Genomic DNA, 14,546 nt, shown 5'->3' on the forward strand with positions numbered 1-14,546 from the left:
TTCGCGTCTCACGTGGCGTGGGTCGTGGCACGGGTCATAGACAGTGCCGGAAAGATCGGCAAAGGGTGGACATGACGGAAGGAGCGTCTCACCTTGGACCCGAGCGCGTCGGCCGCCCCTGCGGCGCCCGAGGAGACCGCCCCCGCGGCGCCCGAGGAGACGGCCCCGCCCGGCCTGGACGGCATCCCGCGACAGCGGGATCGCGCGCCCGAGGTGATGACCCCTGAGGTGGCGGCGCCCGGTCGGCGCCCGTGGGTCACCGGTCTGTGGCGCGTCCTGCCGACCCCCACCGGTACGCCCTTCACGTTCGGCTATGCCGCGGTCCTCGCGTTGACGTCGCTCCTGGCGCAGTACGCGGAACCGTCCCTGGTCTCGGACCTGCACCGGCACTCCAGCACGGACGTCGCGCATCTGACGCAGCAGCCGCTGCTCGTCCTGGTGGCCAGCGCGCTGTGGATCGCGGGCGGCATCGCGTCGCCGTACGCGATCGGCTTCCTGCTGGTGCTCACGGCACTCGAGCGCCGCATCGGCGCACTGCGCACGGCGGGCGTCTTCCTGCTCGGCCATGTCGTGGCCACCCTCGCGACCGAGGTCCCCGTCGGCCTCTCGGTCCTCGCGGGGCAGCTGCCCGAGAGCTCCCTGCACCGCCTCGACTACGGCATCAGCTTCGGTGTGGCGGCGAGCGTCGGCGCGCTGGCCGGGCTCTTCAGGCCGTGGCTGCGGTGTCTTGTGCTCGCCGGCTTCGGCGGCATGCTGATCGACGACCTGATCGCGTTCACGGACCCGATGACGAACTGGGGCCACCTGCTGGCCCTGTCGATCGGCGTCGCCACGTGGCCGCTGGTGCGACGGTGGCGCCGGTCCGCCTGACGCATCCCCGCACGTGTCGAAGCGATCGCTCACAGCGAACATCCCTTGGGGAACATTCATGGACTCACGAGCATTGAGTCCACATAGCTCAACTTGAATGCCGAAGGGGAGATCATGACTACTGAGTCCGCCGAGTCGAAGCCGTCCACACCGCTGACACTGCCCGTGCTGCCGCTCGACGACGAGGTTGTCCTGCCCGGCATGGTGGTTCCGTTCGACCTGTCCGACACCGAGGTGCGTGCCGCGGTCGAGGCGGCCCAGGCCGCCGCCCGCTCCGATGGGAGCAGCAAGCCGCAGGTCCTTCTTGTTCCGCGCATCGACGGGACGTACGCCGCGACCGGCGTCCTCGGCACCGTCGAGCAGGTCGGCCGCCTCTCCGACGGTGACCCCGGCGCCCTGATCCGCGGCCGTGGCCGCGTGCGCATCGGTGCCGGGACGACCGGGCCCGGCGCCGCGCTCTGGGTGGAGGGCGTCAAGGTCGACGAGACCGTGCCCGACCCCCTCCCCGGAGCGGTGGCCGAGCTCGTCAAGGAGTACAAGGCGCTCGCCACCAGCTGGCTGAAGAAGCGCGGTGCCTGGCAGGTCGTGGACCGCGTGACGCAGATCGACGACGTCTCCGCCCTTGCCGACAACTCCGGATACTCACCCTTCCTCTCCACCGATCAGAAGATCGAGCTCCTGGAGACCGGCGACCCGGTCGCCCGCCTCAAGCTCGCCACCGAGCAGCTGCGCGAGCACCTCGCCGAGCAGGAGGTCGCCGAGTCCATCGCCAAGGACGTCCAGGAGGGCGTCGACAAGCAGCAGCGCGAGTTCCTGCTGCGCCGCCAGCTCGACGCCGTGCGCAAGGAGCTGCGCGAGATCAACGGCGACAGCAAGGACGCGGCTGAGGAGTCCGACGACTACCGCACACGCGTCGAGGCCGCCGACCTCCCCGAGAACGTCCGCGAGGCCGCCCTCAAGGAAGTCGACAAGCTGGAGCGTTCCAGCGACCAGTCGCCCGAGGGCTCCTGGATCAGGACCTGGCTCGACACGGTCCTCGAACTGCCCTGGAACGAACGGACCGAGGACGAGTACGACATCAAGGGCGCCCAGCACGTCCTGGACGCCGAGCACGCGGGCCTCCAGGACGTGAAGGAGCGCATCACCGAGTACCTCGCGGTGCGCAAGCGGCGCGCCGACCGCGGCCTCGGGGTCGTCGGCGGCCGCCGTGGCGGCGCCGTGCTCGCCCTGGTCGGTCCTCCCGGCGTCGGAAAGACCAGCCTCGGCGAGAGCGTCGCGCACGCCATGGGCCGCAAGTTCGTGCGGGTCGCGCTCGGCGGCGTACGCGACGAGGCGGAGATCCGCGGACACCGGCGTACGTACGTCGGGGCGCTGCCCGGACGGATCGTGCGGGCCATCAAGGAGGCCGGGTCCATGAACCCGGTCGTCCTCCTCGACGAGATCGACAAGGTGGGCTCCGACTTCCGGGGCGACCCGGCGGCCGCCCTCCTCGAAGTCCTCGACCCGGCGCAGAACCACACGTTCCGCGACCACTACCTGGAGGTCGAGCTCGACCTGAGCGACGTGGTGTTCCTGGCGACGGCGAACGTCCTCGAATCCATCCCCGAGGCGCTGCTCGACCGCATGGAGCTGGTCAGGCTCGACGGCTACACCGAGGACGAGAAGGTCGTCATCGCCCGTGACCACCTGCTCCCGCGCCAACTGGAGCGGGCAGGCCTGGAGACGGACGAGGTGACCCTGGACGAGAGCGCGCTGCGCAAGCTCGCGGGGGAGTACACCCGGGAAGCCGGCGTACGGAACCTGGAGCGGTCCGTCGCGCGGCTGCTCCGCAAGGTCGCCGCGCAGCACGAGCTGGGCGAGCGGGAGCTGCCGTTCACCGTCGGCGAGGACGACCTGCGCGGTCTCATCGGACGTCCGCACCACGTGCCCGAGTCGGCGCAGGACCCGGCCGAGCGGCGCACGGCGGTCCCGGGCGTGGCGACCGGGCTCGCGGTCACCGGCGCGGGAGGCGACGTCCTGTTCGTCGAGGCCTCGCTCGCCGATCCGGAGACGGGAGCCTCCGGGCTCACGCTCACCGGCCAGCTCGGCGACGTCATGAAGGAGTCGGCGCAGATCGCGCTGAGCTTCCTGCGCTCGCACGGCGCGGAACTGGAGCTGCCCGTCGGCGACCTCAAGGAGCGCGGCGTGCACGTCCACTTCCCGGCGGGCGCCGTCCCCAAGGACGGGCCGAGTGCGGGCGTCACCCTGACGACCGCTCTCGCGTCGCTGCTCAGCGGCCGTCTGGTCCGTACGGATGTGGCCATGACCGGTGAGGTCTCGCTGACCGGGCGCGTCCTGCCGATCGGCGGCGTCAAGCAGAAGCTGCTCGCCGCGCACCGCGCCGGGATCACCACGGTGATCATCCCGAAGCGGAACGAGGCCGACCTGGACGACGTCCCGGCCGAGATCCTGGAGAAGCTGGACGTGCACCCGGTGACGGACGTCCGGCAGGTCCTCGAACTGGCCCTGACGGAGGCCGAGGTGAGGGTTCCGGCCGCCGCGTGACGGAGGCGGCCGGCCGGTGAGGGCCCGGGACCCCGAAAGAGGTTCCGGGCCCTCGCGCAGGGGGGTGCTCAGCCGTTGGCGAGCGCCACGACCCGGTCGAGCGCGCCGTTGAACTTGTTGTGGTCCCCGACCGTCGGGCCCGTCGAGGTGTACTGCCACATCGTGTGGAAGCCCCACCCGGCGGGCAGCTCACCCGGCGAGGTGTTGTAACGCGCGATCCACAGCGGGTTGTTGACGGCGAAGCCGCCGTAGTTGCCGGTGCACTGCTTCCACCAGCTGGTGGCCGTGTAGATCACCGCGTGCCGGCCGGTGCGCGCCTTGTACTGGTTCAGGAAGTCCCGGATCCAGGTGACCATCGCGGACTGGGACTTGCCGAAGCAGGCCGCCCCGTACGGGTTCCACTCGATGTCCAGCGCGCCCGGCAGCGTCCTGCCGTCGCGGGACCAGCCGCCGCCGTTGTCCACGAAGTAGTTGGCCTGGGCGGCGCCCGACGAGGTGTCGGGCGTCGCGAAGTGGTAGGCCCCGCGGATCATGCCCACGTTGTACGAACCGTTGTACTGCTGGGCGAAGTAAGGGTTCTTGTAGTACGTGCCCTCGGTCGCCTTGACGTAGGACCACTTCACGCCGCTGTTCCAGAGCGTCGACCAGGCGACGTTGCCCTGGTGGCTGCTGACGTCGACGCCTTCGGTCTGTACTGCGTCGCCGCCGGGCGGCAGACTGCCCTGCCCGTCGTGCTCGACGACGCCCTGGCCCATGCGGGCGGAGCCGCGGGCGGGGGTGTCGTCGCCGCCGGCGGCCTGTGCGGCGCCCGGCAGGGTGAGGAGGAGGGAGAGGGCGGAGAGGACTGAGAGCAGGATGGCGGCCGCCGACCAGCGGGAGCGGCGGGGCGTTCCGGGTCTGTGCACGGGCATGCGTGCCTCCGTAGGCCTCGATTGAGCTCGATGGAGCTCGTGGGGGGACCTGTCGACATGTTCCTGGTGTGAACATGTCACGTACGACGCTACGCACGTAGACCCGGGGCTGGGAAGGGGGTTCCATGTCTGCCGTTGGTCTACTCCAGCGGCGGTGTCCTCGGCGCGGGGCGTCGGGGCACTACGAAATACTGGTCGAGCTGCGGCGATGGGCCGACGCGGATGTCTGCCGCCGTGCGGGGCGGAAAACTTCTCTGATCCGGAAAGAAAGCGTGCCATGGGTGCTGAAGTGCACGAGGGCGAGAACGACGGTGGAGCCGACGTGAGCGACGGTGGAGCCGACGTGAACAGGGGCGTCGACCGTGAGTTCCTCTCGCTGGAGCGCGAGTTGACGCTGCTCCTGCGCCGGGCGCGGGCCTCCTCCGGGGAGATGGCGCGTCAGGTGCACCCCGACCTGGAGCCCGCCGCGTACGGACTCCTGGTCTGCCTCGACGACTCGGGCCCGCAGCGGGCCACCGACCTCGCCGCGTACATCGGTGTCGGCAAGGCCACGATGAGCCGCCAGTTGCGGGCCCTTGAGGAGCTGGGGCTCGTCGCCCGCGAGCCCGACCCGGCCGACGGGCGGGCCTGGCTGGTCCACCTCACGACGGAGGGCGGCACGCGGTTCCGTACGGTGCGGGCGGGGCGGCGGGAGCGGTATGTGCGGAAGCTGGCCGGGTGGGACCGCACGGAGGTCGCGGAGCTGGCCCGCCTTTTGCGGCAGCTGAATGAGTCGCCGGAGTCTTGAGGGCTAGGGGGTTGTTGGGGGTGCGATTTCGGCTGCGGGTGGGTTGTGGCTTGTCGCGCAGTTCCCCGCGCCCCTTGGGTGACGTCGGTCCGCTGTCGTCTGCGGGTCGGGCGTGGTTGCTCGCGCAGTTCCCCGCGCCCCCTCGGGGCGCGCCCCCGGTCACATCAGAACTCCGCGTACACCACCGCCGCGTCGTCATGCAGTTTGCCTCGGGGGAATGTGGTGCCCTCGGGGTCCGCGCGTTCCAGTTCCCGTACCCGGTCCACCAGGCGCTGCGGGCCCTCCTTGCGCAGCAGCGCGAAGCACTCCGCCCAGTCGCCCTCCCGGAACGTCTCGACCCAGCGGCCGACGCCGTCCGTGAGGGCGGCCACCGCTGACACCTCGGCGCGCGGCCAGGTTCCGGTGACGGCGCGCGCGGCGGCCGACGGATCGGCGGCCGCGGTGAAGAAGCCGTCCTCCGCGTTCCGCAGGGCCTCGACCGCGGCGCCGTACACACGCCCCGCCTCCTCGCGCTCGGTGGTGCCGCGCGGCAGCGCGCGGACCGCGTCGCGCAGGGCGCGGATCCGCGGGGGCAGTTGCGCGAGGCGTTCGTCGAGCACCGGCGTGACGTGGCCGTCCGGGCCCGCCATCAGGAGCGCGGAGTCGGACAGGACGAGGTGCTCCACCCGCTCCTCGTCCCAACGCACCAGAATCACGGTCGCCTGAGGCGTACGCGGGTGAGAAAGGTCACAGGTCTGGTCATGGGCCTCCGCGGTGCGCACGATCGCCGCCGCGAGGATCTCGGAGAGCGTCATATCCCGTCGCGAAACGGACAGTTCTCCCAGTGCGCCGCCGAGTCGCGCCGTGAACCAGGGGACGGAATGCAGACAGCCGTCGTCTCCGGCAGGCGGGGTCACCCCGTCCAGGAGGACGAGCGATCCGCCTTGTCCGGCTGCGGGAAGGATCACCGCGGCATAGTCCTCGTTGGGGCGCGCGGGGTCTCCGGGCTCGGTGGCGAGTTCGATACGCATCCGGCCAGTCTGCACGAGGCCTTCACAAGGCCGCCGGAGAGGCGAGAAACAACGGGGGTTGGCCCGGACCAGCAGGTCAGACGCCGGATTTCAGTCGGAATGATCGCTTCCGGCGGCGTGTGGCGGCGCATTCTGCCAAAGCCTGCGGTCGACGTCCAACCGGCGCACCGTGGCCGGGACTTTCGGCCCGCGGCGGGACTTGCTCGCCAACTCCCCGCCGATGTTCACTCCTTCGGGTGGCCAGGCATGTGATGCACGACTGCCACCCATCGGCACTGGAAGGGTCTGGAGCCGTACCGGGGGGCGCGTGTGTTGACGGATCGTCACCCGGGCCCATGGGCAGACGAAAAACAAGAATGCGAGCACCGGTGCAGAAGATGCGGCCTGGGCGCAAGGGCAAGCAGACGGCTCCCGAAGGGGCCACGCCGGGCGCGACCACCCCTATGGAGCGTGCGCCCGAGCCCACAGCGGGAGAGACCCCCGAGCACGCGGCGGGAGAGCCCACCGCCCCCGCGGTGACGCCTCCTGACGGCTCGAAGCCCGCCAAGCCCGTGAAGTCGGTCAACTCCAAGCCCACCGCACGCGTGCGCAACCGGCTGATCGTCGCCGTCGCCGTGGTGGCCGCCGCGATCGCCGGCGCCGGAGCGCCCGCCGTCGTCGCCGCCTCCGGGCAACTGAACGACGCACAGCAGCTGGTGACCCTCGCCGAGCGCACCCAGGACGCGGTGTCCCTGGGCCACTCGCTGGCCGACGAGCGCGACGAGGTCACCTCGTTCATCGCCGCGGGCCGCCCGCAGGGCAAGGGGCTCTCCGAGAGCCGCAGCGCCCGCGTGGACCGCCAGATCGAGGAGCTGCGCACGGCCGACGCCCCGGCCGGGCTGCGTGAGGACCTCTCCGACATCGGGGCCGTGCGCAGAGCGGCGCTCACCGGCAAGAGCACCGCTCTCCAAGCCCACACCGCGTACTCGAAGGTCATCACCGAACTGCACGGCCTGACCCGCGAGCTCGCCGAGAAGACCCCGCCCCGCGCGGGCTCCGGGGCCTACGCGCTCGCCGACCTGGACCACGCCGTCGAGCAGGCGGCGAGCGCCCGCGGCCTGCTCCTCGCCGCCCTCGCCGTCCCGCGCTCCACGGAGACGAGCACGAGCATCGACCCCGTGACCGGGCTGCCCACCACGGTGGTCGACGAGTCGCCCGCCGCAGGGAAGACCCGCGACGCCCTCAGCGCCGCCGGCCAGCAGGCCCACGTGCGCGCGCAGGCATCCCTCGCCGACTTCCGGGACGCGGCCACGGACCGCGCCCGTACGACGTACGACTCGACCGTCACGGGCCACGAGGTGACCACGGCCGAGAAGTACCTCACCCGCCTCACCGACCAGCCCACGCTCTCCACCGCCGAGGTCGGCTTCGACCCCAAGAAGCTCGACGCCGCGCTCTCCGCCCGCATCGAGATGATGCGCGGCGCCGAGTCCGCGCTCACGGTGCAGCGCACCAAGAACCTCACCGACCTGCGCGACGAGGACGTGACGGCGCTGGAGATCCGCGTCGCCCTCGTCGGCGTCACGCTGCTCGTCGCCGTCGGCGTCGCCATGGCCATGGCCCGCAGCCTGACCCGCCCGCTCGCCGTCCTGCGCATCGGCTCGGCCCGCCTCGCCCACGAGCCCGCGCCCCAGGAGCCGATCCGCTTCAACGGCCGCGACGACGAGTTCGCCCAGGTCGTACGGTCCGTCAACGCGCTGCACGAGCACGCGGCGGCCCTCACCGAGCGCCTCACCACGCTCGAAGCCGACCGCAAGCACCTCATCGGACAGCGTCAGTCCATGGCCGACGAGCGCGAGACGCTGCGTGCCGAACTGGTCGAGGCCTCCGCCCATCTGGAGCGGGTGCGCCAGTCCATCCACGGCACGTTCGTCAATCTGGCGCTGCGCACCCTCGGCCTGGTCGAGCGGCAGCTCGCCGTCATCGAGAACCTGGAGGACCGCGAGCAGGACCCCGACCGCCTCGCCACCCTCTTCAAGCTCGACCACTTCGCCACGGTCATGCGCCGGCACAGCGAGAACCTCCTGGTCCTCGCCGGCGCCGAGCACGGCCACCAGCACCCCGGCCCGGTCCCGCTGGTCGACGTCGTACGCGCCGCCGTCAGCGAGATCGAGCGGTACGAGCGGGTGCGCATCGCCACGCTGCCGCCGCACGCGCATGTCGCGGGCTTCGCCGCGGACGACATCAGCCACCTGGTCGCCGAGCTCCTGGAGAACGCGACCTCGTTCTCGCCGCCGGACGCCTCCGTGGAGGTCTCGGGCTGGCTCCTGGAGAGCGGCGAGGTCATGCTCTCCGTGCAGGACGAGGGCATAGGGGTCACCGAGAACCGCATGGAGGAGCTCAACTCCCGCCTCGCGGACTTCCGTCCCGACGACGCGTACGACCAGGAGAGCGGGGACGGGCTCGGGCTCGGCCTCTATGTCGTGGCCCGGCTCGCCGCGCGGCACGGGGCGCGGGTCCGGCTGCGCGAGCAGAAGCAGGGCGGCGTCGCGGCGGTCGTGGTGCTGCCGAAGGCGATCCTCGCCGCGGCGCCCGCGGTGGGTGCTCCGCCGGTCGGCGTTCCGGTGGCCGGGGCGGCGCCCGCGGTGCACCTGCCCGGCTCGGAGGCCGAGGCGAACTCCAACGTGCTGCCGGGGCGTTCGGCGGGGGCCGCCGCCGCGGACCCGCTGATCGCGGCTGCCGAGCAGACGGTACGGGACGCGGAGGCGGACTCGGAGGCCGCGCCTGAGGTGTCGCCGGAGGCCGCGCCCGAGGTTTCGGCCGAGACGACCATGGAACTCGCGGTTCCGCCCGCCCCGGAGGAGCCGGAGGCGCCGGAAGCCGAGGCTCCCGCGACCGAACCCACGCCCGAATTCACGACCGAGACCGAGACCGAGACCGAGCCCGAAGCCGCGCCCGCCCCCACCCCCAAGTGGGAGCGCGTCACCGACAAGGGGCTCCCCAAGCGCACGCCGAAGATCACCGCGCCCGAGCCCACCGTGCCCAAGGCGCGCAGCGGCTCCGTCGACGCCGAAGCGCTGCGCAAGCGACTCGGAGGCTTTCACCAGGGGGCCATCAGCGGCCGTCGCGACGTAGAGGCCGAGCTGACCGAACGTAACGAAGAGACCAAAAACATGGGGGACACAGTCGAGGAGGCAAGTAGTTGACTGCGCCCATGCGCTCGCCCAGTTCTTCCACCGGCAGCAAGTCCACCGGCAGCTCCACCGCCGGCGGCAGCCCCGCCGGATTCGGACTGAGCAGCGAAGCCCGCAACCTGCACTGGCTGCTGACGAATCTCGTGGAGGAGGTGCCGGGGCTGCTCTCGGTCGCGGTGGTCTCCTCCGACGGCCTGCTGCTGCTCTCGTCCGACCCCGCGCGGAACAACGAGCAGGCGGTGGACAACAGTTCGGGGCCCAAGGGCTCCAGCGCCGACCTCGCCACCATCGTGTCCGGCCTCGGCTCCCTCTGCATCGGCGCCGGCAAGCTGATGGACGCGGGAGCCGTCAAGCAGACCGTCGTCGCGATGGAGGAGGGCAGCCTCTTCGTCATGTCGATCAGCGACGGCTCGCTGCTCGGCGTGCACGCCACCCCGGACTGCGACATGAGCGTCGTCGCGTACCACATGGCGCTCTTCGTCGGCCGCGCCGGGCATGTCCTCACCCCCGAACTCCGCAGTGAGCTGCGCCAGTCGATGGAGAGCGTCCGATGAGCAGTAAGCCCGGCAAGCTGCCCCAGCGGGGCGGCGACCGCAAACCCGCGCGCGTACGCCCGTACTCCCTCACCGGCGGCCGCACCCGCTTCGGCCACGTCCTGCTCGTCGAGACGTTCGTGGCCGCCCTCGAGGCCCCCGAGGAGCGCCGTGAGCTGCCGCAGGGCAATGCCATCGCGCGGGTCATGCCGGAGATGCGGGCCATCGTCGAGATCTGCCGCCGCATGCGTACGGTCGCGGAGATCGCCGCGCTGTTGAAGATGCCGCTCGGCGTGGTCCGCGTCCTGCTCAGCGACCTCGCAGACCAGGGAAAGATCCGCGTGTACGGAACGGGCCACGGCCCGGGACAGCCGGACCGCGCACTGCTGGAAAGGGTGCTCAGTGGACTCCGCCGTCTCTGACCTCCGTATCCCGGGCCCCGACCCGGACGAGAACCTCCAAGCCTGGCAGACGGACCGCACCCGGGCCCCGATCGCGACGAAGATCGTGGTCGCGGGCGGGTTCGGCGTCGGCAAGACGACGCTGGTCACCGCCGTCTCCGAGATCACGCCCCTCCAGACGGAGGCGCTGATGACGCAGGCGAGCGAGGACACGGACGACCTCACCTCGACCCCGGACAAGACCACGACCACGGTCGCCATGGACTTCGGCCGGATCACGCTCGACGACGACCTCGTGCTGTACCTCTTCGGTACGCCGGGGCAGCAGCGCTTCTGGTTCATGTGGGACGACCTGGTGCGCGGCGCGATCGGCGCCGTCGTCCTCGCCGACACCCGCAGGCTCCCCGACTGCTTCCCGGCGCTCGACTACTTCGAGAGCTGCGGTCTGCCGTACATCGTCGCCGTCAACCACTTCGACGGGACCGAGGAGTTCGAGCCCGCGGACGTCCGTGAGGCGCTGACGATCCCGGCGCACATACCGGTGCTCATCATGGACGCGAGGCAGCGCATCTCGGTGATCGAGTCGCTGCTCTCGCTGGTCGGCCACGCCCTCGCAGCAACCCCCGAATAGCTTTAACCTTAAGCTTTTCAGCACGTAGGAGAAGACGCCGCATGCGGAAGATACTCGTCGTCGGAGCCGGTCAGGCCGGGCTCCAGATCGCTCTCGGACTCCAGTCGCAGGGGTACGAGGTCACCCTGATGTCCAACCGCACGGCGGACGAGGTCCGGTCCGGGCGTGTGATGTCCACGCAGTGCATGTTCCACACGGCGCTGCAGCACGAGCGCGACCTCCAGCTGAACTTCTGGGAGTCGCAGGCGCCGAAGATCGAGGGCCTCGGCGTCTCGGTCGCGGGACCCGACTCCTCCCGCGTCATCGACTGGGTCGGCAAGCTGGACGGCTTCGCCCAGTCCGTCGACCAGCGCGTGAAGATGGCGGGCTGGATGGAGACGTTCGCGCAGCGGGGCGGCCAGCTGGTCATCCACGGCGCGGCGGTCTCCGACCTCGACTACTTCTCCCGCACGTACGACCTGGTGCTCGTCTCCGCGGGCAAGGGCGAGCTCGTCTCGATGTTCGAGCGCGACGCCTCCCGCTCCCCGTACGACACCCCGCAGCGCGCGCTGGCCGTCGCCTACGTCCACGGGATGGGCCCGCGGCCCGAGCACCCCGAGTTCGACGCGGTGCGGTGCAACCTGGTGCCGGGCGTCGGCGAACTCTTCGTCATGCCGACCTTCACCACGTCCGGGCGCGCGGACATCCTGTTCTGGGAGGGCGTCCCCGGCGGCCCGCTGGATGTCTTCCAGGGCGTCAAGGACCCCTCGGAGCACCTCGCGCTGACCCTCGAACTCCTCGAGAAGTACACGCCGTGGGAGTACGCGCGGGCGACCAAGGTCGAGCTGACGGACGCGGGCGGCACGCTGTCCGGCCGCTATGCCCCGACGGTGCGCAAGCCGATCGGCCGGCTGCCCGGCGGCGGCGCCGTTCTCGGCGTCGCGGACGTGGTCGTCGCGAACGACCCGATCACCGGCCAGGGCTCCAACTCGGCGTCCAAGTGCGCGGCCGCGTACCTCTCCTCGATCGTCGAGCACGGAGACAAGCCGTTCGACGAGGAGTGGATGCAGTCCACGTTCGACCGCTACTGGGAGACGGCCCAGCACGTCACCAAGTGGACGAACGCGATGCTCTCGCCCCCGCCGGAGCACGTCCTGAACCTGATCGGCGCAGCAGGCCAACTCCAGCCGGCAGCAGACCGCTTCGCGAACGGCTTCAACGACCCGTCGGACTTCGAGAACTTCTTCTACGACCCGGAGAAGACGGGCGCGTACCTGGCGGGGCTCACGGGCTAGTCCGTACCCGGCGCGTCGGACCGCCCGTACCCCGCGTCCTCGCCGTTGCGTGCCCCGCGCGGCAGCTTCGGCGGGACGTAGTTCTTCATCGGCTTGGCCGAGGGGTCCGGGCGGACCGCGCCGAGGACTGGGTTGGCCGCGATGGGGGAGACCTTGACTTTTGCTCCTGGGCGGGGGGCCTGGATGACCATTCCGTCGCCCAGGTAGAGGGCCACGTGTGTGGCCTTGGGGAAGTAGACGATCAGGTCGCCCGGGCGCAGTTTTCGGAGGGAGACTCGGCGTAGTTGCGCCCACTGCTCCTGTGAGGTGCGGGGGATGTCCTTGCCCGCCTTTGCCCATGCCTGCGAGGTGAGGCCCGAGCAGTCGAAGGCCTTGGGCCCTTCCGCGCCCCACTTGTACGGCTTCCCGATCTGTTTCACGGCGTAGCCGAGCGCCGTCTCGCCTTTCCGGGAAGGCGCGCGGGTCGGTGGGGACCCAGGGGCCCCCGGTGACCCCGCGGTCCCGCTCAGCGAGCCCGAGTCCAGGAACGTCCGCTGCGCCGCCGCCATCCCCTCCTCCTCGGCCCGCGCGAGATCCGCCAGTTGCTCCGTGCTCAGCGAGGCGAGGAGTTCCTCGACCTCCCTCAGCCGGCCCTTCACCTTGTTCCGGGCCTCCTTCTGCCGGGCGGCGAGCGAGAGTTGGGTCTCCAGGGCACTCTTCGCCGTGGCCGCGAGCTCGGATGCCTTCTGCTCGCCGCCGACCAGGCGGTCCACCGTCGCGGCGCGCTCCGCCGCCGCGCGCCCGATCACATGCCCCTGGTCGAGGGCCCGCTGCGGGTCGCGGGCGAGGAGGAGGCGTACGTAGGGGGAGATCTCCGACGTGCCCTGGTACTGCTGGCGGGCGAAGCGGCCCGCCGCGCCCCGGCTGTCGTGGACCGAGGCGCGGGCCCGGGTCAGGCGCTTGGTGAGGCGGGTGACCTCGGCGCGCTGCTCCTTCAGCTTCTCGGCGGTCGCGTTGTACGTCTCCGTCGACTCCTCGGCCTTCCGGTACAGCTCCTGAAGGTCTTTCAGGAGCTCGGCCACCGGGCGCTCGGTGGTGTCGTCCGGCTGTGGAACGGCGTACGCCGGGGAAGCGGGCGCCAGCAGCGCGCCGACCACCGCACCCGTACCGACCCATCGCAGCAGCCTGCCTGACATGCCATCACCTCCGGCGCGCGGCGGCGGCTCCGCCCCGCACCGCGAGCATCAGCGGCCCCGGCGCGGTCCGCCTCCGGAAGGTGCGCGGGTTGGCGCAATGCGGTCACTCGTCCAGGGTCCGACGGCGCGCCGCCCTTGCGGAGGCGAGGCTCAGGCCGCCCCGCCCGGCTTCGACCACGGCCACTTCAGGCCGGGCCCGGCCTTGTCGCCCTCCGGGTCGTACGCGTACGTCCAGCCTTGGTGCAGGCCGAGCCGCTTGCCCCCGGCCCTGGCCACCCGGCGGTACACCAGGACGGTCGCGGGGCCGCCCGCCTCGTCCGGCACCGGGACCCGGTACACCTTCGGGGGGTGGCCGGTCGGGCCGAGCAGGATGGGCAGTACGCGGCCGTCCAGGGGTCCACCCACGAAAGGGGTGTCTTCGCTCTTCACCCGGCCAGTGTCACAGCAGGCGCCCGCCGCGCGTCACAGCAGGTGCGCCGCGTCGCTCACCACGGGCAGGACGCGCCGGGCGAGCGAGCCCGCGGGGCCGTCGGCGCTCTCCATGGCCAGCGCGGCCCGTACCGCCTCCGCGGTCTGCGGGTCGCGGCCGGCCGAGGCCACGAGGACCGCCATGAACTGCTCGACGAGCCAGTCCCGCAGCTCGTCCAGCGGCGGCTGCTTCTCCTCGTCCAGCCAGATCAGGGACGCCGCCTCGACGGAGGTGATCCACATCCGCACGGTCATCCGCAGCCGCGGGCCCGTGGCGCCCACGACCTCCAGGTGGGCGAGGATGTGCTCGGCGGCCGTCCTGCGCACCTCGTCCACGATGGCCGTGGTCCGCGACGTCTCCACGACGCTGCCGCCCTGGAGCAGCGCGCTGAACCCGGCGTCGTGCTGGTCCACGAAGGCGAGGTAGCGGTCGAGCGCGTTGGCGAGGCGCTGGGTGAGCGGGCCCTCGGGCGGCTCGGCGAAGCACTGCTCCAGCTCGTCGGCGGCGGAGCGCAGCGCGGCCTCGTACAACTGCTGCTTGCCGCCGGGGAAGTAGCGGTAGACGAGCGGCCGGGAGACCCCGGCCGCCTCGGCGACGTCGTCGAGGGAGACCTCGTCGGGTGCGCGCACCGCGAAGAGGGACAGGGCGGCCTCCTTGAGCTGCCGCTGCCGCTCTTCGACACTGAGGCGCCGGTACGCGCGGGTGGGAGCAGGCGAGGTCATGCCTCGCAGCGTAACCGCCCGCTCGAACAAGCGCGCCGGAACCCTC

At 71.5% G+C, this 14,546-nt stretch carries 13 protein-coding genes; 8 read left to right on the forward strand and 5 right to left on the reverse strand.

Annotated features, from left to right (window positions below; genetic code table 11):
* Positions 1–93 precede the first annotated feature (93 nt).
* Together AB0M70_RS15825 and lon are read left to right on the forward strand one after the other, a co-directional pair.
* On the forward strand, positions 94–870 hold the full coding sequence (locus tag AB0M70_RS15825) for a rhomboid-like protein (protein ID WP_365820468.1): 777 nt from the start codon (positions 94–96) through the stop codon (positions 868–870).
* 114 nt (positions 871–984) lie between these two features.
* Positions 985–3,414, forward strand: coding sequence for an endopeptidase La (lon, locus tag AB0M70_RS15830; protein WP_365820469.1), 2,430 nt, complete (start codon positions 985–987; stop codon positions 3,412–3,414).
* A gap of 68 nt (positions 3,415–3,482) precedes the next feature.
* On the opposite strand, the gene AB0M70_RS15835 is transcribed toward lon, so the two are convergent.
* Entirely contained in the window at positions 3,483–4,325 is an 843-nt protein-coding gene (locus tag AB0M70_RS15835) for a lysozyme (protein ID WP_365820471.1), read from the reverse strand.
* Positions 4,326–4,602: 277 nt separating this feature from the next.
* Here AB0M70_RS15835 and AB0M70_RS15840 point away from each other — a divergent pair, with 277 nt between their 5' ends.
* Entirely contained in the window at positions 4,603–5,112 is a 510-nt protein-coding gene (locus AB0M70_RS15840; RefSeq protein ID WP_365820473.1) for a MarR family transcriptional regulator, read from the forward strand.
* 164 nt (positions 5,113–5,276) lie between these two features.
* On the opposite strand, the gene AB0M70_RS15845 is transcribed toward AB0M70_RS15840, so the two are convergent.
* Positions 5,277–6,122: a protein phosphatase 2C domain-containing protein gene (locus AB0M70_RS15845; RefSeq protein WP_365820475.1), complete on the reverse strand. Its 846-nt coding sequence runs from the start codon at positions 6,120–6,122 to the stop codon at positions 5,277–5,279.
* Between the two features lie 356 nt (positions 6,123–6,478).
* On the opposite strand from AB0M70_RS15845, the gene AB0M70_RS15850 reads away from it, so the two are divergent.
* The 5 genes from AB0M70_RS15850 to AB0M70_RS15870 are packed head-to-tail and all read left to right on the forward strand — an operon-like array spanning position 6,479 to position 12,134.
* The gene (locus AB0M70_RS15850) at positions 6,479–9,307 is read left to right on the forward strand and encodes a nitrate- and nitrite sensing domain-containing protein (protein WP_365820477.1); all 2,829 of its coding nucleotides are present in this window, start codon (positions 6,479–6,481) and stop codon (positions 9,305–9,307) included.
* An 8-nt stretch (positions 9,308–9,315) separates the two neighbouring features.
* Entirely contained in the window at positions 9,316–9,849 is a 534-nt protein-coding gene (locus AB0M70_RS15855; protein WP_365820691.1) for a roadblock/LC7 domain-containing protein, read from the forward strand.
* A complete protein-coding gene (locus AB0M70_RS15860) occupies positions 9,846–10,250 on the forward strand; it encodes a DUF742 domain-containing protein (protein ID WP_361181495.1) in 405 nt (134 codons plus the stop codon). Before AB0M70_RS15855 ends, AB0M70_RS15860 begins: the two co-directional genes overlap by 4 nt.
* Positions 10,231–10,860, forward strand: a complete 630-nt coding sequence (locus tag AB0M70_RS15865; RefSeq protein WP_365820479.1) for an ATP/GTP-binding protein — start codon at positions 10,231–10,233, stop codon at positions 10,858–10,860. The genes AB0M70_RS15860 and AB0M70_RS15865 overlap by 20 nt, the downstream gene beginning before the upstream one ends.
* Positions 10,861–10,901: 41 nt before the next feature.
* Positions 10,902–12,134 carry a styrene monooxygenase/indole monooxygenase family protein gene (locus tag AB0M70_RS15870; RefSeq protein WP_365820481.1) on the forward strand — a complete coding sequence of 411 codons (1,233 nt, stop codon included), beginning with the start codon at positions 10,902–10,904 and terminating at the stop codon, positions 12,132–12,134.
* Here AB0M70_RS15870 and AB0M70_RS15875 read toward each other — a convergent pair.
* From AB0M70_RS15875 to AB0M70_RS15885, 3 genes are all read right to left on the reverse strand, one after another.
* Complete coding sequence (locus tag AB0M70_RS15875; protein ID WP_365820483.1) at positions 12,131–13,309, reverse strand: NlpC/P60 family protein; 1,179 nt, start codon at positions 13,307–13,309, stop codon at positions 12,131–12,133. The genes AB0M70_RS15870 and AB0M70_RS15875 overlap by 4 nt on opposite strands.
* 150 nt (positions 13,310–13,459) lie before the next feature.
* On the reverse strand, positions 13,460–13,738 hold the full coding sequence (locus tag AB0M70_RS15880) for a hypothetical protein (protein WP_365820485.1): 279 nt from the start codon (positions 13,736–13,738) through the stop codon (positions 13,460–13,462).
* A gap of 33 nt (positions 13,739–13,771) precedes the next feature.
* Positions 13,772–14,500: a TetR/AcrR family transcriptional regulator gene (locus tag AB0M70_RS15885; protein WP_363209250.1), complete on the reverse strand. Its 729-nt coding sequence runs from the start codon at positions 14,498–14,500 to the stop codon at positions 13,772–13,774.
* Positions 14,501–14,546: the final 46 nt, after the last annotated feature.

The sequence above is a fragment of the Streptomyces sp. NPDC051214 genome (assembly GCF_040682375.1).
Taxonomy (GTDB): Bacteria; Actinomycetota; Actinomycetes; order Streptomycetales; family Streptomycetaceae; genus Streptomyces.

What these genes read in the sequence shown, in the direction of transcription:
- AB0M70_RS15870 (WP_365820481.1), top strand. Translation starts at nt 10,902, where the DNA reads ATGCGGAAGATACTCGTCGTCGGAGCCGGTCAGGCCGGGCTCCAGATC.
- AB0M70_RS15855 (WP_365820691.1), top strand. Translation starts at nt 9,316, where the DNA reads ATGCGCTCGCCCAGTTCTTCCACCGGCAGCAAGTCCACCGGCAGCTCC.
- AB0M70_RS15885 (WP_363209250.1), bottom strand. Translation starts at nt 14,500, where the DNA reads ATGACCTCGCCTGCTCCCACCCGCGCGTACCGGCGCCTCAGTGTCGAA.
- AB0M70_RS15835 (WP_365820471.1), bottom strand. Translation starts at nt 4,325, where the DNA reads ATGCCCGTGCACAGACCCGGAACGCCCCGCCGCTCCCGCTGGTCGGCG.
- AB0M70_RS15845 (WP_365820475.1), bottom strand. Translation starts at nt 6,122, where the DNA reads ATGCGTATCGAACTCGCCACCGAGCCCGGAGACCCCGCGCGCCCCAAC.
- AB0M70_RS15850 (WP_365820477.1), top strand. Translation starts at nt 6,479, where the DNA reads ATGCGAGCACCGGTGCAGAAGATGCGGCCTGGGCGCAAGGGCAAGCAG.
- AB0M70_RS15875 (WP_365820483.1), bottom strand. Translation starts at nt 13,309, where the DNA reads ATGTCAGGCAGGCTGCTGCGATGGGTCGGTACGGGTGCGGTGGTCGGC.
- AB0M70_RS15860 (WP_361181495.1), top strand. Translation starts at nt 9,846, where the DNA reads ATGAGCAGTAAGCCCGGCAAGCTGCCCCAGCGGGGCGGCGACCGCAAA.
- lon (WP_365820469.1), top strand. Translation starts at nt 985, where the DNA reads ATGACTACTGAGTCCGCCGAGTCGAAGCCGTCCACACCGCTGACACTG.
- AB0M70_RS15840 (WP_365820473.1), top strand. Translation starts at nt 4,603, where the DNA reads ATGGGTGCTGAAGTGCACGAGGGCGAGAACGACGGTGGAGCCGACGTG.